Annotated in this window: 26 protein-coding genes; 2 read left to right on the top strand and 24 right to left on the bottom strand. The window is 34.9% G+C overall.

The annotated features are described in order from the left end of the window. Positions 1-115 precede the first annotated feature (115 nt). The 16 genes from ACFO3N_RS02075 to flxA all read right to left on the bottom strand — a co-directional run bounded on the left by ACFO3N_RS02075 (position 116) and on the right by flxA (position 13,703). On the bottom strand, positions 116-565 hold the full coding sequence (locus ACFO3N_RS02075; RefSeq protein ID WP_111284441.1) for an acyl-CoA thioesterase: 450 nt from the start codon (positions 563-565) through the stop codon (positions 116-118). Beyond that, positions 540-1,823 (bottom strand): ABC transporter permease, encoded by a 1,284-nt coding sequence (locus ACFO3N_RS02070; RefSeq protein ID WP_379795024.1) that lies wholly within the window; start codon positions 1,821-1,823, stop codon positions 540-542. The genes ACFO3N_RS02075 and ACFO3N_RS02070 overlap by 26 nt, the downstream gene beginning before the upstream one ends. Beyond that, positions 1,813-2,511 carry an ABC transporter ATP-binding protein gene (locus tag ACFO3N_RS02065; protein WP_379795023.1) on the bottom strand — a complete coding sequence of 233 codons (699 nt, stop codon included), beginning with the start codon at positions 2,509-2,511 and terminating at the stop codon, positions 1,813-1,815. The genes ACFO3N_RS02070 and ACFO3N_RS02065 overlap by 11 nt, the downstream gene beginning before the upstream one ends. Positions 2,512-2,574: 63 nt before the next feature. After that, complete coding sequence (darH, locus tag ACFO3N_RS02060; RefSeq protein WP_379795022.1) at positions 2,575-3,573, bottom strand: BtrH-related acyltransferase DarH; 999 nt, start codon at positions 3,571-3,573, stop codon at positions 2,575-2,577. Beyond that, a complete protein-coding gene (DarG, locus tag ACFO3N_RS02055) occupies positions 3,574-3,978 on the bottom strand; it encodes a flexirubin biosynthesis protein DarG (protein WP_379795021.1) in 405 nt (134 codons plus the stop codon). 4 nt (positions 3,979-3,982) lie between these two features. Then, positions 3,983-4,303 (bottom strand): hypothetical protein, encoded by a 321-nt coding sequence (locus ACFO3N_RS02050; protein ID WP_379795020.1) that lies wholly within the window; start codon positions 4,301-4,303, stop codon positions 3,983-3,985. Continuing rightward, the gene (locus tag ACFO3N_RS02045; protein WP_379795019.1) at positions 4,296-4,763 is read right to left on the bottom strand and encodes a hotdog family protein; all 468 of its coding nucleotides are present in this window, start codon (positions 4,761-4,763) and stop codon (positions 4,296-4,298) included. Before ACFO3N_RS02045 ends, ACFO3N_RS02050 begins: the two co-directional genes overlap by 8 nt. A 9-nt stretch (positions 4,764-4,772) precedes the next feature. Further along, a complete protein-coding gene (locus ACFO3N_RS02040) occupies positions 4,773-5,201 on the bottom strand; it encodes a hotdog family protein (RefSeq protein ID WP_379795018.1) in 429 nt (142 codons plus the stop codon). Next, on the bottom strand, positions 5,201-6,334 hold the full coding sequence (gene darB / locus ACFO3N_RS02035; RefSeq protein ID WP_095930647.1) for a dialkylresorcinol biosynthesis protein DarB: 1,134 nt from the start codon (positions 6,332-6,334) through the stop codon (positions 5,201-5,203). Before darB ends, ACFO3N_RS02040 begins: the two co-directional genes overlap by 1 nt. 17 nt (positions 6,335-6,351) lie before the next feature. Next, a complete protein-coding gene (locus ACFO3N_RS02030) occupies positions 6,352-7,254 on the bottom strand; it encodes an NADPH-dependent FMN reductase family protein (RefSeq protein WP_379795017.1) in 903 nt (300 codons plus the stop codon). A gap of 279 nt (positions 7,255-7,533) precedes the next feature. Then, a complete protein-coding gene (locus ACFO3N_RS02025; RefSeq protein WP_379795016.1) occupies positions 7,534-8,415 on the bottom strand; it encodes an LpxL/LpxP family acyltransferase in 882 nt (293 codons plus the stop codon). Continuing rightward, positions 8,416-8,670 (bottom strand): acyl carrier protein, encoded by a 255-nt coding sequence (locus tag ACFO3N_RS02020; protein ID WP_177211448.1) that lies wholly within the window; start codon positions 8,668-8,670, stop codon positions 8,416-8,418. After that, positions 8,663-9,898, bottom strand: coding sequence for a beta-ketoacyl-[acyl-carrier-protein] synthase family protein (locus ACFO3N_RS02015; RefSeq protein ID WP_379795015.1), 1,236 nt, complete (start codon positions 9,896-9,898; stop codon positions 8,663-8,665). The genes ACFO3N_RS02020 and ACFO3N_RS02015 overlap by 8 nt, the downstream gene beginning before the upstream one ends. Before the next feature lie 209 nt (positions 9,899-10,107). Then, the gene (flxB, locus tag ACFO3N_RS02010) at positions 10,108-10,839 is read right to left on the bottom strand and encodes a flexirubin biosynthesis SDR family reductase FlxB (RefSeq protein WP_379795014.1); all 732 of its coding nucleotides are present in this window, start codon (positions 10,837-10,839) and stop codon (positions 10,108-10,110) included. A 94-nt stretch (positions 10,840-10,933) separates the two neighbouring features. Continuing rightward, positions 10,934-12,142 (bottom strand): WG repeat-containing protein, encoded by a 1,209-nt coding sequence (locus tag ACFO3N_RS02005; RefSeq protein ID WP_379795013.1) that lies wholly within the window; start codon positions 12,140-12,142, stop codon positions 10,934-10,936. A gap of 40 nt (positions 12,143-12,182) precedes the next feature. Then, positions 12,183-13,703 carry a flexirubin biosynthesis tyrosine ammonia-lyase FlxA gene (gene flxA, locus ACFO3N_RS02000; protein WP_379795012.1) on the bottom strand — a complete coding sequence of 507 codons (1,521 nt, stop codon included), beginning with the start codon at positions 13,701-13,703 and terminating at the stop codon, positions 12,183-12,185. Positions 13,704-13,804: 101 nt separating this feature from the next. Between flxA and ACFO3N_RS01995 the strand changes: the two genes are divergently transcribed. Then, the gene (locus ACFO3N_RS01995) at positions 13,805-15,055 is read left to right on the top strand and encodes an NAD(P)/FAD-dependent oxidoreductase (RefSeq protein ID WP_379795011.1); all 1,251 of its coding nucleotides are present in this window, start codon (positions 13,805-13,807) and stop codon (positions 15,053-15,055) included. A 228-nt stretch (positions 15,056-15,283) separates the two neighbouring features. Here the strand turns inward: ACFO3N_RS01995 and ACFO3N_RS01990 are convergent, their stop codons facing one another. The 4 genes from ACFO3N_RS01990 to ACFO3N_RS01975 all read right to left on the bottom strand — a co-directional run bounded on the left by ACFO3N_RS01990 (position 15,284) and on the right by ACFO3N_RS01975 (position 19,319). Next, positions 15,284-15,619, bottom strand: a complete 336-nt coding sequence (locus ACFO3N_RS01990; protein ID WP_379795010.1) for an L-rhamnose mutarotase — start codon at positions 15,617-15,619, stop codon at positions 15,284-15,286. A 4-nt stretch (positions 15,620-15,623) separates the two neighbouring features. Further along, positions 15,624-16,481, bottom strand: a complete 858-nt coding sequence (locus ACFO3N_RS01985) for a fumarylacetoacetate hydrolase family protein (protein ID WP_379795009.1) — start codon at positions 16,479-16,481, stop codon at positions 15,624-15,626. Between the two features lie 380 nt (positions 16,482-16,861). After that, entirely contained in the window at positions 16,862-17,626 is a 765-nt protein-coding gene (locus tag ACFO3N_RS01980; protein WP_379795008.1) for an SDR family NAD(P)-dependent oxidoreductase, read from the bottom strand. A gap of 37 nt (positions 17,627-17,663) precedes the next feature. Then, positions 17,664-19,319 (bottom strand): UxaA family hydrolase, encoded by a 1,656-nt coding sequence (locus ACFO3N_RS01975; protein WP_379795007.1) that lies wholly within the window; start codon positions 19,317-19,319, stop codon positions 17,664-17,666. A 171-nt stretch (positions 19,320-19,490) separates the two neighbouring features. Between ACFO3N_RS01975 and ACFO3N_RS01970 the strand changes: the two genes are divergently transcribed. Further along, a complete protein-coding gene (locus tag ACFO3N_RS01970) occupies positions 19,491-20,381 on the top strand; it encodes an AraC family transcriptional regulator (protein WP_379795006.1) in 891 nt (296 codons plus the stop codon). 303 nt (positions 20,382-20,684) lie between these two features. Here the strand turns inward: ACFO3N_RS01970 and ACFO3N_RS01965 are convergent, their stop codons facing one another. The 4 genes from ACFO3N_RS01965 to galK all read right to left on the bottom strand — a co-directional run bounded on the left by ACFO3N_RS01965 (position 20,685) and on the right by galK (position 25,914). Then, a complete protein-coding gene (locus tag ACFO3N_RS01965) occupies positions 20,685-21,464 on the bottom strand; it encodes an L-fucose dehydrogenase (RefSeq protein ID WP_198854985.1) in 780 nt (259 codons plus the stop codon). 276 nt (positions 21,465-21,740) lie between these two features. After that, positions 21,741-23,429 (bottom strand): sodium/sugar symporter, encoded by a 1,689-nt coding sequence (locus ACFO3N_RS01960; RefSeq protein WP_379795005.1) that lies wholly within the window; start codon positions 23,427-23,429, stop codon positions 21,741-21,743. A 250-nt stretch (positions 23,430-23,679) separates the two neighbouring features. Next, on the bottom strand, positions 23,680-24,738 hold the full coding sequence (locus ACFO3N_RS01955) for a UDP-glucose--hexose-1-phosphate uridylyltransferase (RefSeq protein WP_379795004.1): 1,059 nt from the start codon (positions 24,736-24,738) through the stop codon (positions 23,680-23,682). 15 nt (positions 24,739-24,753) lie between these two features. Next, the gene (gene galK, locus ACFO3N_RS01950) at positions 24,754-25,914 is read right to left on the bottom strand and encodes a galactokinase (protein WP_379795003.1); all 1,161 of its coding nucleotides are present in this window, start codon (positions 25,912-25,914) and stop codon (positions 24,754-24,756) included. Positions 25,915-26,097 lie beyond the last annotated feature (183 nt).

Genomic DNA, 26,097 nt, shown 5'->3' with positions numbered 1-26,097 from the left:
ATTTTAAAGCTTTATCTGAAAAATGGTTTCACGCAGATTTTGCATATTTAAGCAGATTTGCACAGATTCTTTTATTTTTAATTCGTGTTAATTCGTGAAATTAGTGGCTAAAACTTTATTTCAACAACCCGACTTTCTTTTTCCATTCCTCATAAAAAGGAGGATTTGTCAGCATTAAATTTCCTGCTGCATCTAAAAAAACCTGAGTCGTTTCGCCTGTGCAGGCCACTTCTCCTTTGTCATCAATTATTTTAAAACGGTAAATCATTTTGGCTGCGGGAGTGTCAACAACCGTTGTTTCAATTGTTACCACATCTCCATAACGCAAAGACAATTTATGTTCGCAAGTCGATTTTACAATTGGCGTTGTATAACCTGTTTTGGCAATATCCAAATAAGTAAGTCCGTGCTGGCGTCCAAAGGCTTCACGTCCATCTTCGAAATACGTAATGTAATTGCCGTGCCAAACAATTCCAAGCGGATCTGTTTCGTTAAAACGAATCCTGATTTCGTGCGAAACGGTTAGATCTGTAGCTTCTTTAAACTGCTCTTTTCTTTTTATCATAAAATAATGCGATGGAAGTGGTAATAATGAAAAACAAAAATAATAAACTTATTCTTGGTATGATTTCGACGAAAGAAACGTTTCGAAGCAATACATCGTAAAAAGCTTCTAATCCCCAGTTCATTGGAGATGATTTTGCGATATATTGCATGATTTTTGGCATAGCAAAAACAGGAACCCAAACACCGCCAATTGCTGCTAAAATAATTACACTTGTAGCGCCAAAAGGAGCAGATTGTTCTTGAGTGCTGGCTACAGTTCCTAATAAAATTCCGAATCCGATGGCTGCAAATCCTGAAAATAATGCGACAACACTTGTCAATACAAAATGACCTTCAATATTAAGAGAAGGCAATCCGATTGATGGGAATAAGAAAACGGCAACGGCAACCATCATATAAAACTGAATCATACAAATGATCGAGTAGGTGATGGTTTTACCAATAATGACAACCAAATTAGAAACCGGATTGGTTCTTAATCGAACAAAAGTTCCCTGCGATTTTTCTTTTACAATATTGATAGATAACGGAATGACAATAAAAAAGATCGCAAAAAGTGTCCACGCCGGAACGTTATGCTGAACTGAATTCGGACGAACTTCTTTGTTGTTGATTCTCGGAATTATTTCTTTGAAAGTAATAAAGTTTTTTTGCTCAAAATCTATGGTTTCTTCTCCTAACTGTTTTTGAAAAGTGCTGTAAATTGATTTGGTTTCAATCTGCGAAATCATTTTGTCTATCGAACTCATAACGGCATTTTTGAAACTCATTTGTACCGCTGGATCAAAATACAGTTTTACTTCTTTTTCTTTAATAACGCGTTGAGGTTCAGCTGTCGTTGTACTGTCGGTCAAACCTAAATTACTGACAATTTTCTCTACATTCTGATTTACTTTTTCCTGTAAGTCGGAACTTAAGTTTTCTGGAATTACAATTGCCAATTGAAATTTTCCTTTGTAGACATTTTCTTTGGCAATTTCTTCGGTAATCGGTTTATTGTCGATTTGGGTTACAACGGTAAAATATTTGCTTTTTTCTAAATTTTCAAAAACGGTTTTAGAAACAGATCCGTGGTCTTTATCGACCAAAAGAATCTGAAGTTTAGAATCGGTTACGGCTTTAAAAGTGCTGTCTTGAATTAAGGTTACGGCAATTACCAGAACCAAAGGCATGATAAATAAAATAATCAATCCGCCTAAATCTCTTTTTAGCAAAAGGAATTCTTTTACTACCGACATCCAAATTTTATATATCATCTCTCAATGCTTTACCGGTTAATGAAATAAAAACATCTTCGAGATTTCGAGCATCTTTTGTAGATTCAATCAATGCCGACGGAGTTTCTTGTGCGTAAATCTGTCCTTGATCTAAAATTGCAATTTGCGAACAGAAATCTTCGGCTTCAGCCAAATGATGCGAAGTATAAATAATAGTTGTTCCGTTTTGGTTCAACACTTTCAAATAATCGATAATGGCAGTTTTAGAATGCACATCGACACCAACTGTTGGTTCATCCAAAAACAAAACTTTCGGATTATGAAGAATTCCGGCAATCAGGTTGACACGGCGTTTCATTCCGCCTGAGAAAGTCTGAACTTGTTTATCGGCAAATTTCAATAAACCCAAAAGATCCAAAGTTTCTATTACTTTATCCTTTAAATCAGAACCTTTTAAACCGTACATACTTCCAAAATAAAGCAGATTTTCTCTTGCTGTTAAAGTTGGATACAAAGCATATTCTTGAGGAACAACGCCTATGATTTTTTTAATTTTTGAGGAATGATGCTGATAGTCTAAACCATCAATGGTAAAATGTCCCGAAGTTGGTTTTACCAATCCGCAGAGCATGGAAATCAAAGTGGTTTTTCCAGCACCGTTTGGGCCAAGCAAGCCAAAAATCTGACCTTCATTTATATTTAGCGAAACGTTGTTCAAAGAATACATTTCTGTATTTTTGTACTTTTTCGAAAGGGATTCTATTTGAATGATAGATTGCAAAATATGATTTTAGCTGATCGCTTTTTTTAGTTTTTTGAAAAAGATTTCTTCTCTATTGGCGATGTCCAAAAGTTCATCAGCAATAGTGTTGTAGGCGTCTTCTTTGGCACTTCTGTTTTTGTAAATTCTTGAAGCTTCAACAGCAAAATCACGCCATGAATCTCCAATTTGAGTCATTTCTTTAGAAAGTTCTTTCAGTTCTTCATTACCCAAAATAACTGAAGCTTCCTGTAAAAATGCCGCATAAATAAAACGGAAACCACCGCCTCCAGTTCCAATTTCTTCTTGCATACGAACCATTTGAGCCAAGTAATGATTGGCTTTTCTAACACCATGCTTTTTAGGCCATTTACGAATCTGACGAGAAACCATTTTGATGCCGCGAACACCAACAATTGGCATTGGCGCCAGCATATCTCGACACGTATTTTTGATTCCTTTAATGATGGCGCTTTTTAAATCGACTTCTTTTGGAATCTGAATCGGATAGTACATTTGTCCGCGAGGCGCAAAAGCTCCTTTGGCAAAACGTACTTTATTCATGTCTTCGTAAGTTAAAGTCGTAACGGTCTCCATAACAGGATCGCTCACTAAATATCCCGTTTCGGTTTTTCCGTAAACGACTAAATTGTGCGCGTTGAAATGAAAACGATATTCGTCTGGGAAATAACTTAAATTGTAAACGCCAACCTGTAATCCTGTTGGAATATTATTTTTTAAATTTTCGTCTAAAGCTTTATTGGCACTTGAAATAGAGGAAAATTTTTGTCTTTTTATTTTTAAATTTAAACGGGTCGCCACTTTATTGAAAATCTGTCCTGGCAAAGTTCTATAACTGATTGCTGGTGCATGATTCACTTTTATAAAAGGCAGATAAACAAAGAATAATCCAGAGCCAATACCAAAAACCATCGGTTCGCTAATGTTTAGTCCGCTGTTTTTTAGCAGATTTGACGCTACTCCATTCTCGCAATGAGCAGACTGATGATGTGTGAAAGTTAATTCCATTTATTTGGTAATGCTGTTTTTTAATTCTTCGATTGATACTCCAAAAGTATCAGCATATTTTTTCAGGATTTTATCGTTTAGTTTGGCAAAAACACTTGGTTTAAAATGTCTTTTTACGCGCCATTTCCAAAACCCAACATAGCTGGATAATATGTTAAGATCCATTTTATTGACTTCCATAAAATACACAATCGGACTTGCTTCACCATTTAAAACCTGTTGTTTGGCATCGGCAATTCGTTCGTTTATTTCATCAATAGAATTTGAAAGGGCAATTGTTTTCGGTTCCCAGCCCGTACTTAATGTTGTGGTATAATTGCCATTTTCATCAGTTGCGTACAAAAGCTCTTTAACGTTGTTTTTCGTTAAGTTGCTTTGGTCTTGTGGTACATTTTCTTTTTCCATATTGTTAATTTAATATATTAGGAAACATATAGACTGAAATTATGTATAGGCTAATTATTAAAAATCCAAGATTTGTAAAAGCTAAAATTTTGTTTTTCCTTAAAAATAAATCAACCATTTCTATAAATAATACTATATTAAAAATAAGTACTATAACAGATATTATCATTACCATTGCTAAAGCACCAGCGTTATGTTTATCTCCTTTTTCTACAGAAAAGTGAGAAGGGCCAAAATACCAAATTAAGAAAACTAAACCAAGTAAAAGAGCCAAAACACCGATTCGAGTTCCTAGATGTAAAATGATTTTTTTTGGATTATCCAACCGAGATTGTTTTCTGAATGAACAAATTAATTTCACATTCTAAGAGTATCTGGTCTTCCAATAAGCTTTTACAGCTCATTGTACACAAAGTATAATCGTCGCCCACAAATTTAGAAACCAGATTGGCTTTTGTTATGATCGTATCGCCAACCTTTGGCAATGCATGAACTTTTACACTTTTTAAAGCGCTGATAAATCCAATTACATTTACGTTTTCATTTTCGATTCCGTTATCGTCAAAAAAGTATTTTTTTCCAACAATTGCAGAACAAGTCTGCGCTGTATTTTCGATTAATCCTGCTTCTATAAAAACATTGTTCTGAATAAAAATATTGTCTTCTTTTATCAAAAATATGGTTTCTACAAAGTTGGCATCTATATCCAAAATCAAGTCCACCATAAGCATTGGTGCTCGGTGTGGTAAATAATTTTGTATGTCAACAGCAGAAGTAGTTTTCATCGATTGCTTTTATTTTGCCAAAACGGTTTTCATTTGTCCTCTGGCAATCTCTTCATTATTTAAAGTCGTAACAATATCCACCAAAGTAATTCCGGCAAATTCCTGCAGTATAGTAACTTCAGATTGAATGTTATCGCTAAGCTTTGGAAGTTTCTTAATTTCAATTTCTTTAATAGAACCAATATAGCCCGTTGGAGCAATTTCGTTTTTCAAAAAATATTGATATCCCGTATGCAATGCCACAGATTGTGCCATATGTTCTATTAATCCAGCTTCAAGAAAAATATCGTTTGATACAAAAATATTCTCGCGCTGAATTTCTAAACCCGAAACCAACGAAGTTTCAGAATAAGAATGTATAGCGTCTACCATCACAAAAGGAAACTTTTGAGGCAGTAAATTTTCGACCATTTCTTTTTCTAAAAGCATTGTTTCCATTAACAAACCGTTAAATATGCATACGCAAAAGAGAATCTTCCGCTTTCTGGAACAGATAATAAAATTTTATCTCCTTTTTTCAAATTTCCTGAACTCATTAATTCTTCAAGAGCTAAGTAAATAGAAGCAGAGCCAACATTTCCAACTCTAGAAAGATTCATGAACCATTTATCATCGCTCATTCCGATACCTTTTTCGTTTAATCCTTTTTTAAGTCCTTCAACAAAAAAGTTAGAAGAAACATGAGGAATAAAATACGTAATATCTTCCGATTTAATATTGTTTTTATCCATGGCGTCTTTCATGCTTTGAGCACCTTTTGCCAGGATAAATTCATCTAATAATTTAACGTCTTGTTTTATTGAAAAAACAGATTCGTTTAGCCATTGTTCTGGCGAATAATCGCTCCAGCCTTTAATTTCACCATTTTCCAATTTATCACCTCCGGCATACATACAGGTTTCTAATTCATAGGCATACGAAAAAGCTTCCATCCATTCGATTTTTAGTGAAATTGGTCCTCTTGGTTTGTTTTCCAAAAGAAAAGCTCCAGCACCATCTGACAGCATCCAACGAAGAAAATCTTTTTTGAATGCAATAATTGGCTGTTCTTCAAGGCTTTTTAAATTATCGGCCTCGTGATTGTATTTTTGGGCATTTAGCCAGGTAGAAACTTTTTCTGATCCTGTGCAGATTGCGTTTTTTGAATTTCCAGATTTTATAGAAAGAAAACCAAATTTAAGAGAGTTCATTCCGGCACAGCAAACTCCTGTTGAAGAGTTTAATTCTACCGATTTATTTTTTAGCAGACCATGAACCATCGCTGCGTGCGAAGGCAGAAAAATGTCTGGAGTTGAGGTCCCGCAAGAAAGTACCTCTAAATCTTGAGGCGTAAAATTTTCGTCGAATAACGGTAAAATGGCATTTTTGGTTAATTCGGCATTGCTATGTGTGCTTTTTCCTTCTTTGTCAACAGCGTAATATCGGCTTGTAATTTTATTGTTGCGCAAAATAATGCGTCTTGCTTTAGAAGCAGTATCATTGATAAGGCCCAAGTAGGCTTCCATTTCATCATTAGAAACAGCTTCGTTTGGCAAATATTTTGCAGCTTTTGTAATATATACTTCAAACATAATTTAAATTTCGTCTTCTAAACTCCCTGATAATATTGAGTTTCCTTTTTTATAGATTTTAACTTAAGCGGATAGGTAATAAGGTGCAATATATACACTATTGGTGAGATTAACCATATCGCAAGGAATAAATAAACATTAAATACTTTAAGTAACTGTTTTCGGTTTTTTTGATTTTTATAAATGATATTTGACCATTTATTAAAAATTTTGTTGGCCGTTTTATCAACCGTTACTAAATACGAACTTATTTTTACAGCGCCAGCATCAACCAATTTTGGCTGTAATTGCGCTAAATTATTTTGCTGTAAAGAATCCAGCATGATTTCTCCAAACAGACTCGATTCTTGTATGTCTTTTTCTGAAACTCCAGGAAGCGGAAAAATACCTAAATATTTTTTCTTAACTCCAGAGAACATCCATTCTACAATGGTGATTACACTTATTAAATTTCCAACACGGTCTACCAAAGCTACGTTTCCAACCAAATTGGCATTGGCCTTTCTTAGCAAAACTTTGATTTTTTCCTGAGCCATGATCCACATGTTTCTCGAGCCGCTGATGGTAATAACAGGTGTATTGTTTAAAATTTTCTTGGCATCGTCACTTTTCAAAAATGAATTAATGGGAATAGAAGGCGATAAATACCAAACCTGATAATGAAATAATACTAAATCAAATTTTGTGTTTAAAATTTCCTCAGGAACAGGTTTTAATGCGGTCGGAATCTGTAAAAATGATTCTGGAAAAGCATCAAAAAATGATTCTTTGTTCCAAGGAAAAGGAAACGGTTTCTCTAATTGTATTTCATGAAATGTGAGCTTTATTTCTTCTGAATCTAGAAATGGTTTTGCAATATTTCGTGCAATAGATTCCAGCTGTCCAGATTGTGTATAATAAATTACGAGAACATTTTTCATTTTAGGTTTTTGGGCTTTGGTGGTCAGCAAAAATAAGTAAATTTATTTAAACGAATTTTCTTATTTCGACCAATGGTTTTTTATTAGCCACGAATTCACGAATTATTCAAAATACAGCTGTTATGAATGATTTTGTTTAAATTATGAATGACATTTATTTCACGAATTACCATTCGTGCAAAAGTTATGATTTTACAAAAAATAGATTAATGTAAATTAGTGAAATTCACAGCTAAAATTTCGGTACAAATAATTAGCGAAATTCGTGGCTAAAAAGAATTAAGATTTTATGTCGTTCCAAAAATCAAAATAATTGAACCATTGTAAAGGATAACGATTTAAGATGCTTTCTACGCTTTTTACATATTCCTTCAAAAGCGCTTTTTCGTCTCGGTGCTTTACTTCGGCTTCTCTTGCGTACAAATGATAATGAAGATTGGGTTCTTTCATTACATAAACAAAAACCACAGGAACTTTTAATCGTGAAGCAATTAAAAACGGACCTGCAGGGAAATTGGCTTCTTTGCCCAAAAGGTTTTCAGAAAGCGATTTTGTTCCTTCAAAATAACGATCGCCTGTAAAGCAGATTAGTTCGTTATTGGCCAAAGCGGCATTGATCTCAAATATATGAGATAAATCTTCTTTGATGATAATAAACTTTACAGTTGGTTTTTGAGAAACGCTTTCGAGATAATTCTTAATGGCAGAATGCTCTAAATCTGTTGTAACCAAATTGATTTGGAAATTAAGATCAATATCTCCCAAAAAATGTTCGGCAATTTCAAAATTTCCGACATGGGCACTAATTAAAACACCGCCTTTTTTCTCGGCAAGTAATTTTTTTAGTGTTTCTATTCCGTCAAATTCGTAAGTAAATTTGTTTCGCATTCCTGCCGAAATGGAAACTTTATCAATAATAGTCTGTCCAAAAGTATAGTAACTTTTGAAAACCATTTTTTTGGATTTGAAATAGGAGTATTGCAGTCTTTCTTTAAAATAATAGAAAATGGCTTTGTTGCTTTTTCTTAGAAATAAAAAATAATAAGACGCAACAAAATAAAGTAAGACATAAGCCGCTTTGACACCCGCTTTTTGAATTAAAAAAACGAATATTTTATAACCTAATACAGTTCCTTTGGATTTACCATCCCATTGACTCATTTAAGCTGATTTGGCTTTTATTTTAGTTTCGATTAAGTCATAAAAACTTTGAAAATCAGAAATTCCAACAAAATCTGCTTCCACTAGTTTTACACCAAAGTTTGCCTCTATTGAAACGACTAAATCAACATAATCCAGACTGTCTAACCCAAGTGTATCTTTCAAATTAGCATTTGGTTCAATGTCGTCACTATCAACTTCAAATTCATCAACTAAAAAACCATTAATTTTTGCTATAATCTCTTCTTTATTCATTGTTCAATTTAAACTTTTTAACCACCAACGCAGAGTTGGTTCCTCCGAAACCGAAAGAATTGGACAAAAATATGTCAAATTTTTTGTTTAACGTAGTTTTAACTAAATTTAATTTTGACGCATCTTCATCTGGAGTTTCCAAATTGATGTTTGGCGCGATAAAATCGTGCTGCATCATTAGGATAGAATAAATGATTTCGCTAGCTCCTGCCATCCAGCATTCGTGGCCAGTCATTGATTTTGTAGAACTTACAGGAGGATTTTTTTCTCCAAAAACTTCAAAAATGGCTTTAGCTTCATTAGCATCTCCAACAGGTGTTGAGGTGGCATGGGCATTTATGTATTCAATATCTGAAGCTTCTATTTTTGCATCATCAAGTGCACGTTTCATTGCTGTGGCGGGTCCTTCAATGTTTGGAGTAGAAATATGACCACCGTTTGATGAAAATCCGTACCCGCCAATTTCTGCAATGATATTGGCACCACGCGCAATGGCAGATTCGTAACTTTCTAAAATTAAAGTTGCACCACCACCACTCGGAATTAATCCGTCACGACCAATATCAAAAGGTCTTGAAGCTTTTGTAGGATCGCCTTCTCGGTTAGAAAAAACGCCCAATCCGTCAAAACTGCTCATGGCATATTTGTTGATTTCCTGAGCTCCGCCAGTTATAACAATATCTTGGAAACCGCTTTTGATTAAAAAATAAGCCAAACCAATAGAGTGAGAACCGCTTGCACAAGCCGCACTTACAGTAAGATTGATCCCGCGAAGTTTAAAAATCGTCGAAAGATTCATCGTAACCGTAGAATTCATCGATTTAAAAATAGCGCCAGAACCAATAAGAGCGGTGTCTTTTTTCTCGCGAACAATATCTGTTGCGTCAATAATAGCTTTAGAAACGCTGTCGTTTCCGTACATAATACCTACTTCGCGTTCGTCAAAAAAAGCATCATCAATGTTAGCGTTTTTTAAAGCTTCTATAGTGGCCATATAAGCATATTCGGTTTCTTCACCGATGCTCATACGTTGTCTGCGCGTCAATAAATTTTTAAGATCGGCTTTCGGAACCATCCCTGTTAAGGCCGACTGGAAACCAAATTCTTTACGTTCAGAATCAAACTGAATACCAGATCTTCCTTCGTATAACGAATCTTTTACTTCGTCTAAAGAAGTTCCGATACAAGAATAAATTCCCATTCCAGTAATTACAACTCGTCTATTCATCGTCTTTCAAAAGTAATTTTTTATCCTTAAAGTGTAATTTTTAAAACAAAGGCACAAAGTTTTTATTTTTTAATCTCGCAAAGTCGCAGAGTCGCAAAGGTTCTTTTTTAAAGTCTTTTTTTAATAAAACTTTGCGACTCTGCGACTTTGCGAGCATTTTTTTTGTTAAGTAAAAAACTTAAAAATAAACTTCGCAAACATAGTATTCTTTAAGAATATATTCCGCCGTTAATATTGATAATTTCTCCTGTAATATAGCTTGCTTTTTTAGAAATCAAAAAGCTTACCAAATCTGCAACTTCTTCAGCCTCGCCAAAACGGTTTACTGGAATTAGCTTTAATAATTCTTTTTCATCCAATTCGCTCGTCATGTCAGTTCTAATGAAACCTGGAGCTACAGCATTTACAGTAATATTTCGTTTTGCAACTTCCTGAGCCAAAGCTTTGGTTGCTGCAACAATTGCACCTTTTGCAGCCGAATAATTGGTTTGCCCTGCAGTACCTTTTACTCCAGAAACCGAAACCATATTTACGATTCGGCCATATTTATTGCGAAGCATTTTTTGAATAAAAAACTGCGTAACATTAAAGAAACCGTTTACACTTGTATTCATAACGCCGTTCCAGTCTTCTGGTGTCATCCACATAAAAAGACCATCTTTTGTGATTCCGGCATTGTTTACAATTGCTTCAACCAATTTTTCAGGATTTGCTTCCTGCCAAGCAGTTAAAACATTTTGTACGTTTTCATAATTAGAAACATCAAAACCTAAGATTTCTCCTGTTGCACCTAATTTTTGTACTTCTTGTAATGTTTCTTCGGCAGCTGTTTTATTCGAATGATAATTAATTAGAATATGATAATCGGATTCTACGGCTAGTTTTTTACAAATCGCACTTCCAATTCCTCTTGAACCGCCTGTTACTAATACACACTTCATTGATGTAGGGTTTATTTTTATTCATCATAAATGAAACCGCTTTATAGAATGCGATTTCATTTATGCAAATGTCTAATTTATTTGGAGATAAATATTATTTCTTTTTTTTCGGTGCAGGCTTTGTCGCAGCTTTAGTTTCCTGTTTTGGTTTTTCAGCAGGAGCTGCAGCTGGTTGTGGTTTTTCGGAACTTTTAGAAAACAATTCAGCGTTTTCAAACCATTGGTTGGCTAAAACGGTTCCGTCTGGTTTAAGAAATCCCCATTTTCCTTCGTTTTTTACGCGGGCAACGCCATCAATAAATCCTTTGTCTTGTTGTACAAACATTGCAATTATGGCATTTGCAGTAATGCCGTATTGAGTTGGAATAACCAGTTTTCCAGATTCGTTGATGAATCCCCAATTGCTTTCTTTTACTGGAGCAAGACCGTTTGTACTAAAAACTTCTGCGTCGCTGTAAGTTGGTTCAATAACAAATTTTCCTTCTGGATTAATGAATCCCCATTTTTTTCCAACCAAGACTGGAGCTAAATTTTTTGAGAACGCTTTTCCTTTATCATAAATAGGAAGAATGGCCCAGTTTCCTTTTAAGTCGATGTAACCAATTTTTCCGTTTTTCTTAGCAAAAGTCAAATCCTGAGTTTCAAAATCCCAAATTTTTTCGGCTCCGTCAACTGGAATAAATTTTCCACCGCTTACCAATCCGAAAGTTTTATCTTTTTTAGCCCAAGTTGTTCCTTTAAAATAATTTCCAACTTCGGCATACACTGGCTCAACCAATTCTTTTCCGTTAGCATCAATAATTCCCCAGTTTTTGTTCAGTTCTACTCTGGCGTAACCATTTTCAAAAGGTTTGATCTGATCGTATTTTGGTTCTAAAACAACAGTCATTTTGTTGTTGATTAGACCCACTTTGTTGTTTTGTCTGAAAAAAGCAACACCGTCGTTAAAATCAAATACTTTGTCCGTAGTTGGTCCTTTTTGGATCTCTCCTTTTGTATTAATATAAACCCAGTCTTTGTCTTTTTGTACAACTGCGATTCCGCTGTTAAAATCTTTAGCATCTTTAAAATCGGCTGGAATTACCCAGCTTCCTTTTGCATCAATAAAACCCCATTTTCCGCCATTTTCTACGGCAGCTAATCCGTCAGAAAAACTTCTGGCAGATTTATACTGAGGCTCAATTTTAAAAGATCCATCTTTAGAGATATATCCAATTTTAGAATTTTTCTTAACTAATGCTAATTCTTGACTATTAACAAATTGAATGCAGCTTAGCAATAAAAAAACAAGTGACTTTTTCATGATTTTAAGATTCAATATTAATACTGTAAAATAAAGATTTTTAACTGTTGATCAAATAATCTTTTACTTTTTGAACAAAAGGATACATTACCTGATCTTCCTTAAACTCTGGAATTATATTTCTGATATCGTCGTACCATTTTTTAGTTGTAGACGAAATTTGATCTTTTTGTTTCAAATAATCAATTGCCTGAACAATGGTGATTAATTCGATCGCTAAAACTTCAAATGAGTTTTCAATTACTTTAGATGTAATAACCGCCGCATTGGTTCCCATACTTACAATGTCTTGATTGTCATTGTTGTTTGGAATACTGTGCACGTACATTGGGTTAGACAACATTTGGTTTTCGGCAGTTGTTGAAGTCGCTACGAACTGAACGCCCTGCATTCCGAAATTAAATCCTAATGTTCCTAAATTTACGAATGGAGGAAGAATTTCGTTGATTTTTGAATTCAATAAATAATTCAATTGACGTTCTGCTAACATCGTTAATTTGGTAATAACGATTTTCAATTTATCCATTTCTAGCGAAATATAATCTCCGTGGAAATTTCCGCCATGGTAAACGTGTTTGTTTTTTACGTCTATAATTGGGTTGTCGTTTGCCGAGTTAAATTCGTCTTCTAGAATAGAAGCGACATTATTTATAGTTTCTAAAACTGGTCCTAAAATTTGAGGAACACAACGTAATGAATAATATTCCTGAACTTTTTCTTTGAAGATTTCTTCGGTGTTTTCGCCAGAATATAAATGGTCTTCTCTTTTACGGATTAAAGTACTGTCAGAAAGATTTTGTCTCATTCTTTCAGCAACTTCCTGTTGTCCTTTATGGCGTTTAGTCTGGTTTAATTCTTCAGAAAAATGATCGTCATAAGCTTGAACTAATTCGTTAATTGCACAAGAGGCTTTTAACGACCAGTCTAATAATTTTTTAGAATAATGAACATTTACCACTCCAATTCCTGTCATTACAGAAGTTCCGTTGATTAATGCCAGACCTTCTCTAATTTCTACTTGAATTGGTTTTAAACCTTCAATTTCGAAAACTTCTGCCGTTGGACGTCTATCTCCTTTATAAAAAACTTCTCCTTCGCCAATTAATACTAAAGCTAAATGTGATAATTGTACTAAATCGCCGCTGGCACCAACACCACCGTGTTCAAAAATTAAAGGCGTAATATCTCGATTGATCAATTCTGCCATTAAATGAATAACAGAAGAATGAACTCCTGAATTTCCTAAAGAAAGGGTATTTAATCGTGCTAAAATTGCTGCTTTTGCGCACTCAGCGTTTAAAGGTTTTCCAGTTCCAGAAGAGTGGCTTCTAATTAAGTTATATTGCAATTGAATTTGATCCGATTCCTTAATTCTATATTGAGCCATTGGCCCAAAGCCAGTATTTACTCCGTAGATTACTTTATTTCCTGAGAATTCTTTTAAGAAATTAAAACTTTCGTTTACTCGATTTTGAACCACATCGCTTATGGCAACTTTGTTTTTTCCAAAGATTATGGCTTCAAATTCTGCTAAACTTAGATATTCATTTATTGTATTCATTAAATCGATTTTGGTTGTGCTAATTTAATTTTATTTATCAAAATAAATGTAGTTATTTTGATGATGGCAAATGTAGGTTAATTAATGATAATAATTCTAATATGACAAAGGAGTTTGTTGATGTTTTAGTGATTGGTGCAGGACCGTCTGGATGTGTTTCGGCATCGTATCTTTTTAAAAACGACGTAAAGGTAAAAGTTGTAGAAAAAACGAAGTTTCCGAGACTTGTAGTAGGCGAAAGCCTTATTCCGCGTGTTATGGATCATTTTGCTGAAGCAGAATTGTTTGACGCTCTTGACGCGATGAACTTCGAAAAGAAATTAGGAGCCCGTTTTATCAGAGGGGAAGAAATCTGCAATTTTGATTTTAGCGTAAAATTTGGCGAAGGCTGGGATTGGACTTGGCAAGTTCCAAGAGCTGATTTTGACAATACAATGGCTCAGGAAGTCATAAGAAAAGGAATAGACTTAGAATTTGAAACCGAAGTTTTGGAGGTTTCTTTTGAAGGGAAAAATTCAAAAACTATTGTAAAAGATAAGGACGGAAACCTAAAAGAAATTCACGCTAAATTTATCATTGATTCTAGCGGATATGGACGCGTTTTGCCGAGACTTTTAGATCTCGATACGCCTTCAAAACTAGATCCGCATTCTTCGATTTTTACGCATGTAAAAGATATTAACAGACCAGAAGGTGAAGAAGGAACTCAAATTTCATTTGACATTCTGGAAACTCAAGTTTGGCTTTGGGTAATTCCGTTTTCTAACGGAAATACGAGTTTGGGAGTTGTGGGTCCGACAGATTTTATTAATTCTCTTTCTGAAAACAAAGACAATGCTGAAGCTTTGCGAAATGCCATTCAGAAGTCTGATTACTATATTAAAAGATTTGCTGGAACAGAATTTTTGTTTGAACCAGTTAAATTAGAAAACTACTCAAGAGCAGTAAAAAGAATGTATGGTGACGGTTTTGCTTTAACTGGAAATAGTTCTGAATTCTTAGATCCGGTTTTCTCTTCGGGAGTAGCTTTTGCAACCGAATCGGGAATGCTGGCAGCAAAATTATATTTGAAAGAATCACAAGGAATTCCTGTTGACTGGGAAGTGGAATTCACGCAATATATGAAACGCGGAATCGCTGTTTTTACCACTTACGTTCAAGAATGGTACACAGGAAATCTTCAGACGCTGTTTTTCCACCAGCCTGAAAATCCAGAAGTAAAAGAAAAAATATGTTCGGTTTTAGCAGGTTATGTTTGGAATGAAGAAAACCCTTTTGTCAAGAAACATGATCACGTAATTGCGAATATGGCGTATTTATTGAATATGCAAAAAGAACAAAGCCCTGAATAATCAGGGCTTTTTTATTGAGATTGTTGCTCCAGCGGAGCAAAATATTTATAGGAAATAAAATTTGAAAACGAAAGAAAGCTCCAGCGGAGCGATATATTTCAAAGCGTCGGAATATATGATTATGATTCGTATTCCCGTGGTTGAAACCACGGGCTATGTTTAGAGTAGTAACGCAATAAAAAAGAGGATTTTGAAAAATCCTCTTTTTTTATTTTTTGAATGAATATTTTACAATCCAAATATCTTATCCATTAAAATCCATTTTTGCCCTGGTTTTGCCCACGGTAAAGCTTGTTGGAATTTCCACATTAAGGTTTCCCATTCCTGAACTTTTTCGTTTGCTGCATCTGCTTTGTCTTTTTTCTCAAAAGTAAAATCAACATCTGCTTCGATGATCATGAACAATCTGTTTCCCGTGCAATAAATATCTAAAACTTCAATTCCAGAGTCTTGAATGCTTTTTTTAATTTCTGGCCACACATTTTCGTGTAGTTTTTTATATTCTTCAATTAAATTGACGTCATCTTTTAAGTCTAGTGCCAGACAAAATTTTTGAGTTGCCATAATTTTAGTTTTGTTGATACGCTACGGCAGTTTGTTTACTTGTGCCTAAACCTTCAATTCCTAATTCGATTACGTCGCCCGCTTTAATGTAAATTGGATCTGGTTTAATTCCTAATCCAACTCCCGGAGGCGTTCCAGTACTAATTACATCGCCAGGAAGCAATGTCATAAACTGGCTTAAATAATGAACTAAGAAAGGAATTTTGAAAATCAAGTTCGAAGTGTTACTGTTTTGGAATGTTTTTCCGTTTACAGTAAGCCACATTTTTAGGTTATTTACATCGCCCACTTCATCTGGAGTTGCCATAATTGGACCAAGAGGAGCGAAGGTATCAGAACCTTTTCCTTTTGCCCATTGTCCGCCGCGCTCGATTTGAAATGCTCTTTCGCTATAATCATTTAGAAGGCAATAACCAGCGATGTACTTTGGCGCATCCTCTTCAGAAACGTAGCTTGCTTTTTTACCTACAACAAAAGCCAATTCAACTTCCCAGTCTGTTTTTTCACTGTTTTTTGGAATGATCAAATTGTCATTTGGTCCGCATAAAGAAGTGGTTGATTTGAAGAAAATAATTGGTTCTTCTGGAATTGCAGCACCCGTTTCTTCGCAGTGATCTACATAATTTAATCCGATGCAGATAATTTTTGAAGGACGCGCCACTGGCGAACCTAAACGTACTGAATCGCTTACTTCTGGTAAAGATGGGTTATTTTTTAAAGCTTCTTCTAATTTTGCTAAACCGTCATTTTCAAAAAAAGCTTCGTTGTAATCTGATACGATAGACGAAACATCATATCTTTTATCATTTAGTAAAACACCTGGTTTTTCCTTTCCTTCTTCTCCGAATCTAATAAGTTTCATATTTTAATTTTTTTAGTAATGTGTTTATTTTTTTGCCACAGATTTAAAGGATTAGAATGATTTTTTAAACTGTGCTTAATTTTTTTTGCACGCAGATCTTGCAGACAGAGCAGATTTTTTTAAATCCTTTTAATCTTTATAATCTGTGGCTTTATTTTTTTTAAACACATAGAATCATAGTTTTTCTTTATCTAAAAAAGGCATTTCATTAATCTGAGGTCACATAAGCTATGTGTTCAAATCTAGATTTGTTCTTTACTCTTTTACTTATTAAAAAAATCTATGTTTCTATGTGTTTAAATTTTTTCACACAGATTTAGCAGATTTAGCAGATTTTTAAAAATCATTTTAATCCTTTAAATCTGTGGCTAAATAAATTTTTAGTTATTTAATTTAATAAAACCACCATCAATTGGGTAATCTGAACCTGTAATGAAAGAAGACTCGTCGCTACATAAGAATAAAGCTAAAGTTGCGATTTCTTCTGGTTTTCCCATACGGCCGATTGGCTGTGATTGTGAAAGTTTTTCGAAAATCTCTTCTTCTTTTCCAGGATAATTTTTAGCGATAAATCCGTCTACGAAAGGTGTGTGAACTCTCGCCGGAGAAATAGAATTACATCTGATTTTATCATTCAAATAATCTTTTGCAACTGATAAAGTCATCGCCATTACAGCGCCTTTTGCAGTAGAATAAGCAAAACGATCTGGAATTCCAACCCAGCAAGCAATCGAAGCCAAGTTCAAAATTACACCTCCGCCAGAATTTCTTAATGCTGGAATAGAAGCATGAAGACAGTTGTAAACTCCTTTTACGTTTACATTCATAATACGATCAAAATCAGATTCTGAAGTGGTGTCTACTTTTCCAACGTGAGCAATTCCAGCGTTGTTTACTAGAATATTAATGTTTCCGATTTTTTGGAAAGTTGAATTTACTTGTTCGTGGTTTGAAACGTCGCAAGCGTGAGCAAAAACACTTCCTCCAGCTGATTTAATTTCTTCAACCGTTTCTTTTGCGCTTTCTTCAGTCAATTCTAAAATGTGAACTTCAGCTCCTTGTTTCGCAAATAAAACCGAAATCGCTCTTCCAATTCCGCTTCCACCGCCCGTGATAATTGCTTTTTTATTTTGTAATGAAAACATTTGATATAAATTTTTATGAGTTGTTTTTAATAGTCTTTTACAAAGATACGCCGCGTTTCCACGGAATAAAATCGTCTTGGTTTAATTGAACTGCTTTCGGAATAATTTCACCACTTGCCGCTTTGATGCAATATTCTAAAATTTCTTCGCCCATTTCTTCAATAGATTTTTCACCAGAGATAATTGGTCCGCAGTCAATATCGATAATATCTTTCATTCTGGTTGCCAGAACAGAGTTTGTTGCCACTTTAATTACAGGACAAACAGGATTTCCTGTTGGAGTTCCCAATCCCGTTGTAAACAAAATTAAAGTCGCTCCAGAAGCTGCTTTTCCAGTTGTTGCTTCCACATCATTTCCTGGCGTACAAACTAAACTTAAGCCTGGTTTTGTAACCAATTCGGTATAATCTAAAACATCAACAACAGGAGAAGTTCCGCCTTTTTTTGCCGCTCCAGCACTTTTTATGGCATCCGTAATTAAACCATCTTTGATATTTCCCGGTGACGGATTCATATGGAAACCTGAACCTACTTTATGTGCCAGTTCATCATAAGACTCCATTAAATCTATGAATTTTTTCGCCTTATCTTCCGTAATACATCTGTCAATTAAATTCTGCTCGGCACCGCATAATTCTGGGAATTCAGCCAAAAGAATTTTTCCGCCTAAAGCTACGACTAAATCTGAAGTATAACCCACAGCAGGATTTGCAGAAACACCGCTGAAACCATCGCTTCCTCCACATTTTACACCAATACATAAATCGCTTAAAGGCGCATCAGTTCTTTCGTATTGGTTGATTTCGATTAAACCTTCAAAAGTTTTTTTGATTGCATTGGTAATTAGAACTTCTTCGCTTTCTGTCTGCTGTTGCTCAAAAATAAACAACGGTTTGTCAAACTCTGGATTTTGTCTTTTTACATCATTTACAAAATCTTGAACTTGTAAATGCTGACATCCTAAACTCAAAAGTGTGATTCCGCCCACATTTGGATGATTGGCATAAGAAGCCAATAAAGCGCTCAAAGTTGAAGCATCTTGACGAGTTCCGCCACAGCCGCCTTGGTGATTTAAGAATTTAATTCCGTCTACATTTTCAAAAACACGTTTGTTTTTTGGCGTCGGATTTAATTCAATATTAATATCGTTAATGTCATTTCCGTTCAAATAACCCTCAAGTAATTCGTGCGTAAATTGATTGTATTTGTCTGTAACAGCATAACCCAATTGCTTGTGCAATGCTTCTTTGATAACATCTAAATTTCTGTTTTCACAAAAAACAGTCGGAACAAAAAGCCAGTAATTTGCCGTTCCAACGCGTCCGTCTTTTCTTTTGTAACCTTTAAAAGTTCTGTTTTCAAATTTGGAAACATCTGGTGCATTCCATTCGTAAGAAGCATTTCTGTAGGCATAAGGATCTGCAGCATGTTTAAGGTTTTCGGTTGTCATTAGACTTCCTTTTGCCAAATCGTTTTGCACTTTTCCAACCAAAACACCGTACATATTTACTTCTTCTCCCTGCTTCATATCCTGCATGTAGAATTTATGTTTGGCTTTGATGAGGTCTTGTAAAACGTAAGTTTCATTTTCAAAATGAATGGTTTCGCCTTTTTGAAGATCGGTTAAGGCAACCAATACATTATCGTCTGGATGCAGTTTTACAACCAGTTTTTTTGTGTTATTCTCAGACATTGTGTAGTTTGTTTTTTCTTTTTTTTTGATGTCACTGCTTTCGTTTTATAACAATTTAATCCCTTGATTTTTATAGAATTCGGGCAGTTAACGAAAAATAAAATTAGTTTTTTTACACATTGGTTAATAGTCTAATATTATCCGTATCTAATCTTTAATTATCTTTGCAGTATGAAATTGGAACAAACCAAAATAGCGTCTTATCTTAACACGAAGGTTTCGGTGCTGAATCGTATTGAACCTTTTTTTCAAGCGCCTTTTCATTCGCATCCGGAATTGGAATTGGTGTATGTAAAAGAGAGTTTCGGCAAGCGGATTATCGGAAATTCGGTAATGCCATTTGAACCTGGAGATATGGTTTTTTTAGGTTCTGATATTCCGCATGTTTGGTTAAATGACGAAAAATATTATCAGGGAATTGAGGATTTAAGAGCCAATTCGATTGTCGTATATTTTCATAAGGATATTTTCGGACCGACTTTTTACGAATTAAAAGAAACCCAAAAAATCAACGAACTCTTTTTTCAGGCAGGAAAAGGAATTTCGATTATCGGAAAAACCAATAAACAGATTGCGAAGAAACTAGAGAAGTTAGTTGCTAAAAAAGACTTCGAAGTCATTGTTGGACTTTTTGAGATTTTGTCTATTCTTTCAGAAAGTCAGGATACGATTTACATTAATGACGAGATTTATTCTTTGATGCAGAAGGATTCGAAAGTAGATCGTCTTTCGGAGGTTTTTCAATATGTGAATAAAAATTATAAAAAGAATATTTCGCTAGAAGAAATTGCTGCTGTCGCGAATATGACGCGGACTTCGTTCTGCAGAATGTTCAGGGTAAAAACGAAGAAGAATTTTGTAGATTATCTGCACGAAATCCGAATTTCGAATGCTTGTAAATTGTTGTTGGAAACGGATAAAAGCATGTCTGAAATTGCGTATGAATGCGGTTATAAAACGGCTTCAAACTTTAATAAACTCTTCAAAAAAGTTAAAGGAATTACGCCTTCTGATTTTAAAAATAATGCGAAGGTTAGTTTTGCCACAGATTATAAAGATTAGAAGGATTTTTAGAATTAAATCTGCTTGATCTGCCGAATCTGCGTGAAACAAAAAAATAAACACATAGAAACATAGAATTTGTCATCCATAAAAGGGTGAAAAAACAAATCTAATTTGAACACATAGTGCTATGTGAATTTAAATAAATGCCACAGATTAAAAGGATTAAAATGATTTTTACGTCCAGTTTTGTCAGGCTGAGCGGAGTCGAAGCCCACGTCCAATTGGAACGCCCTTCGACTTCGCTCAGGGTGACAAACTAAAGCGAATCATTCTAATCCTTTTAATCTGTGACTAAAAAAATTAAATAGAACGATCTAAATGCGTATAACCGCCATCAACATAAATAATTTGACCTGTTGTATGACTTGATTTTTCGGACAATAAGAAAACCACCATATTCGCGATTTCTTCTGCGGTTGTCATTCTGTTTTCTAACGGAATATTTTTGGTAATTGCAGCCAGTTTTTCTTCTTTATTTTCAAAAGTATTAATCCACGTTTCATAAAGCGGTGTGTAACATTCAGCAACGATTACAGCGTTTACACGAATGCTATATTTCAATAATTCAACGGCCCATTCTCGGGTTAAAGCATTTCTTCCGCCGTTTGAAGCGGCGTACGCTGAGGTTCCGCCTTGACCTGTTTCGGCAGTTTTAGAACCAATGTTTACAATGGCTCCTTTTGATTCTTTTAAATACGGAAGCGCGTGCTGCGCCATTAAATAATAATGCACTAAATTTTTGTGAAGGGAAGCAGCGAAATCTTCATAATTTCCGTTTTCTAATCCAACGCCGTCATTAACGCCGGCATTGTTTACCAATCCGTCAATTCTTCCGAATTTTTCGATTACGGCTTCAACGGCTTTTTTGCAGTCTTCAGGTTTTGTCAAATCGGCGGCAACTTGGTGCGCTTCTTTTCCAATGGCTTTTAATTCTTCTACGGCTTTGATGTTGTCATTTTCGTTACGTCCAACGATAAACGGAATGGCATTTTCTTCGGCTAGAACCTTAACGATTCCTAAACCGATTCCTTTTGCGCCTCCCGTAACGATAATGATTTTTTGGGTTAATGATAACTGCATGGTATTTATATATTATAATTTAAATTCTGTTTAATATTTTTTGCCACAGATTATAAAGATTAAAAGGATTTTTTAAATCCAGTTTTGTCAGGCTGAGCGAAGTCGAAGCCCACGCCCAATTGGAGCGCCCTTCGACTTCGCTCAGGGTGACAAAATAAAGCGAATCATTTTAGTCTGTAGCTTTTATTTCTATTTTAAAACTTTTTTAAAAATTTACAGCTGTTGTTCATGACAAACAACAGCTGTAAAGATAGAGAGAATAGAACTGATAATTTATTACCAGAACTTAACATAAAGCGCAGCAATAATCAATAATGTAATTACGATTAAGACTGTTGTCTGCGGTTTAACTTTAAACATTTCAGAATCAATTTCAAATGCTTTAGGGTTTACTTTTGGACCAGCGAAACTTATTAGAATCATGGCAATCATTGTAAATAAGAATGATAATCCCATACAGATATGGAACGGAATTTCGAAACCTCCTTTTCCGTTAGGGTAAGCTGTGTATAAAAGTGTATCGTTTCCAAATAAAGCCGGAGCGTATTCGTTGAATAAAACAGATAATAAGAATCCTAAAATTACCCCAACAATTGCCGCTGTTCCAGTAGTTCTTTTCCAGAACATACCTAAGAAGAACATAGCAAAAACTCCAGGGCTAATGAATCCGGTGTATTTTTGGATGTAGGTAAATCCTCCAACGCCACCAATTCCTAAGACATCATTCCATGTAAATAACACAGCTAAAAGCATGGCAACAAAAACGGCAAGACGCCCGATGTTTACCTGCTGTTTTTCGCCAGCATCTTTCTGGATGTATTTTTTATGAACGTCTAATGTGTAGATTGTAGAAATACTGTTTACTTTTCCAGCTAACGATGCTACAATTGCAGCAGTAAGAGCCGCAACAGAAAGACCTTTTAATCCAGTTGGAAGGAATGTTAATATAGCAGAATATGCCTCGTCTTTTACTCCTCCCTCCAATTGAGGTAAATGGCCGTTTGTATATAAAACGTAAGCAGCAATACCAGGAAGCATTACGATAAGTGGCATTAATAATTTTAACATACCAGCGAATAAAATTCCTGTACGAGCGGTTTGTAAATCTGCTCCAAGTGCTCTTTGTGTAATGTATTGGTTACATCCCCAATAGTTTAAGTTGATGATCCAGATACCAGCAGCGTAAGATAACAATCCAGGGAAAGTTAAATATTTATCGATTTCAAGCTGAGAAGACGTCGCAGTTGGTTTCGGAATAATCATTTTAAAATGCTCTGGCGCCTCTCTCATCAAGACTTTGAAACCGGCAATTGCGTTTTGGCCAACACCAAAAGCTTCTGCAACTGTTGTTAAGGCAATATAAGAAGTTACTAAACCTCCAATAATTAATACAGCCACCTGAATAACGTCTGTATAAGCCACAACCTTCATTCCTCCAAGAGAAATAAACAAAGCAAAAATAGCCAATCCAAGCATAATTACGTGAAGATATTCTCCACCCGCAAGTTTGTTAATCGCAACAGCTCCTAAGTATAAAATAGAAGTAAGGTTTACGAAAACATATAAAAACAGCCAGAATACAGCCATGATAAGTGCAGTAGATTCGTTGTAACGTGTTTTTAAGAATTGTGGCATCGTGTAAATCTTATTTTTAAGATATACAGGAATAAACCACACCGCGACAATAATAAGAGCAACGGCAGCAAGCCATTCGTAAGCAGCAACAGCAATTCCTAAGAAGAATCCTTCGCCGCTCATTCCGATGAACTGTTCTGCAGAGATATTAGAAGCAATAAGAGAAGCTCCAATTGCCCACCAAGTTAAATTTCCTTCAGCCAAAAAGTAAGCTTTAGCATCTTGTTCGTCTTGTTTACGTTTGCGGTAAACGGTATAACCGTAGACCGAGACTACGATAAAATAAATAATAAAAACCGCATAGTCTGCGAAAGCGAGGTTTTGGTTCATTGTTAGTAGTATTTTAAATAATTATTATAGGGTTGTTTGTTTATGTGGTTTTAAATCAGTTTTTGTGTTGTCAAATCTTGTTAAAAATGCAAGATGTGTTTTATTTCTGTTATTTTTTTGCGAAAATAAAGCAGAAGCCAAATGTAAAATAAAAATTTAGAAATTAACCATTAGTAAATGTGTTTTTTACATTTATCTAATAAGAATTGTGTTAAATTTTTAGATTTGGATTAAGGACAACACAAAACCATTAAGCTTTTACTAGACTTTTGTAATGTACATCTGAAAGCTGTCTCAAAATTTCAGCACTTTTTTCAGGTGTAATATCACGCTGCGATTCGCCCAACATTTCATATCCGACCATGAATTTCTTTACCGTTGCAGATCTCAACAAAGGTGGATAAAAATGCATGTGGAAATGCCATTCTGGATGGATTAAACCATCTGTTGGCGATTGGTGAATTCCTGACGAATATGGGAATGAAGTATTAAATAAATTGTCATACTTCGTTGTAAGTTGCTTTAAGATTTTCGCGAAAGCGGTGCTTTCATCTTCAGTAAAATTGGTGATTTTGTTTACAGCTCTTTTGCTGATAATCATAGTTTCGTATGGCCAGATTGCCCAAAATGGAACCAATGCCACAAAATGATCATTTTCGATTACGATGCGATCGCCAGCTTTCAATTCGGCTTTTACGTAATCTTCTAACAATGTTGTCTGATTTTTATCGTAGTACGATTTTAAGCTGTTTTGTGTTTTTTCAACCTGAGTCGGCAGAGAAGATTGTGCCCAAATTTGGCCGTGCGGGTGCGGGTTGCTGCAGCCCATAACACTTCCTTTGTTTTCAAAAATCTGAACGTGGTTGATGAATTTAATATTTCCTAAATCGGTGTATTCTTTCTGCCAAGTTCTAATGATGTTTTCAATATCGGCAATTTCCATTTCTGGAAGAGTCAGATCGTGTCTTGGCGAAAAGCAAACCACTCTCGAAATTCCCTGTTCTGGTTTTGCTTTAAAAAAAGTATGTTTAATATCATCTTCAAAAATGATTTCGTCCTGTTTCATAGCAGCAAAATCATTTTCAAAAACAAAACTGCTTTCGTATTGCGGATTATTCATTCCGTTGGCACGAACATTTCCTGGACACAAGTAACAAGTTGGGTCGTACTTAGGAAGTTCTTCTGTTGAAATAGTTTCATTTTGTCCTTGCCAAGGTCGTTTTGCACGGTGAGGTGAAACCAAGACCCATTCGTTAATTAATGGGTTGAAGCGTCTGTGAGGATCTTCGTTAATGTCAAAATTTTTCATTGTACAGTTGTGGTTTTAAAGTAGCGTTGTTCCGTTAGAGATTTTTACATCATAGAATTTTAATTCAATTCCAAATGTATCTAAATAAAGTTTAGAGAACTTACGCTTTACCTCATTTTCATTTCCTTTTTTAACTAAATTGATAGTGCAGCCTCCAAAACCACCTCCCATAAGTCGGGAACCAATAATGGAATCGTCTTCTTTTGCGGTATCAACAAGCATGTCTAATTCTTCGCAGCTTACCTCGTATTCTTTAGATAGACCATAATGTGTTTCAAAAAGCAATTCTCCTAAAAGTTCAATGTTTCCTTGGTCTAATGCTTCACAAGCTTTGATAACGCGATTGATTTCTTTTACAACAAAATGAACTCGGTCAAAAACTTTTTCAGTCATTTTATCTTTTAAGCTCAAAACTTGTTCTACAGAAGAATCTCTGAAACTTTTTACTTCTGGGAAATGATTTTTTATGATAGATAAACCTTCCTCACATTCAATTCTTCTGGTATTATATTCTGATGTAAAAAGCGAATGTTTTACATTAGAATCAAATAAAATTAGAGAATAATCTTTGAAGTCGGCATTGTGATATTCAAAATCTAAAGTGTTGCAATCTAGTTTGATCACTTTATTTTCAAGACCGTGAACGCTTGAAAACTGGTCCATAATTCCGCAGTTGATACCAACCCAATGTTCTGCTTTTTGCCCTAATAATGAAATGTCTTTTTTCTCGATTTTTAAATCAAACAGCGATTTGATTCCGAAAATCATTCCGCATTCCAAAGCTGCAGAAGAAGACAATCCAGAACCAACCGGAATATTACTGCTAAAAACACAGTTGAAGCCATCAAACGAAAATCCGTTATCTTGCAATTGTTTGATTACACCACGAATGTAATTGGTCCAAACCACATCGCTCAGTTTTACCTCCTGAGTCAAATCGATTTCAAATTCTTCATTCAAATCGATGGCAATTATTTTGGAAGTTTTGGTGTTGTTTTTTTCAAAAGCAAAGCAAATCACTTTGTCAATTGCAGCAGGCAAAACATAACCGTCATTGTAGTCAATATGTTCTCCAATGATGTTGATTCTGCCTGGAGAAAGTACCGTTTTTTGAGGAGTAGATCCGAAAGATTTCTCAAAAAAAGCAACGGTATTCTGTATTAAAATATCATTCATTATATAGTTAGTGTATTGTGGTTTTAGAATTTTATATGTGTTGAGTGAAATTATTTTTTCTATTCTACCTACTACTTATAGCTTAAATCAAAATCTGTCTAAATCAGCTTTAATCTGTGTAAATCTGCGTGAAAAAATCTTGGCAAAAGTATTTCACGCAGATTTTAAAAGATTTCAGCAGAT

Source organism: Flavobacterium chungangensis, from assembly GCF_042654045.1.
Taxonomy (GTDB): domain Bacteria; phylum Bacteroidota; class Bacteroidia; order Flavobacteriales; family Flavobacteriaceae; genus Flavobacterium; species Flavobacterium chungangensis.
Note: the sequence above shows the minus strand (reverse complement) of the source record. Positions and strands in the feature narration are given on the sequence as shown.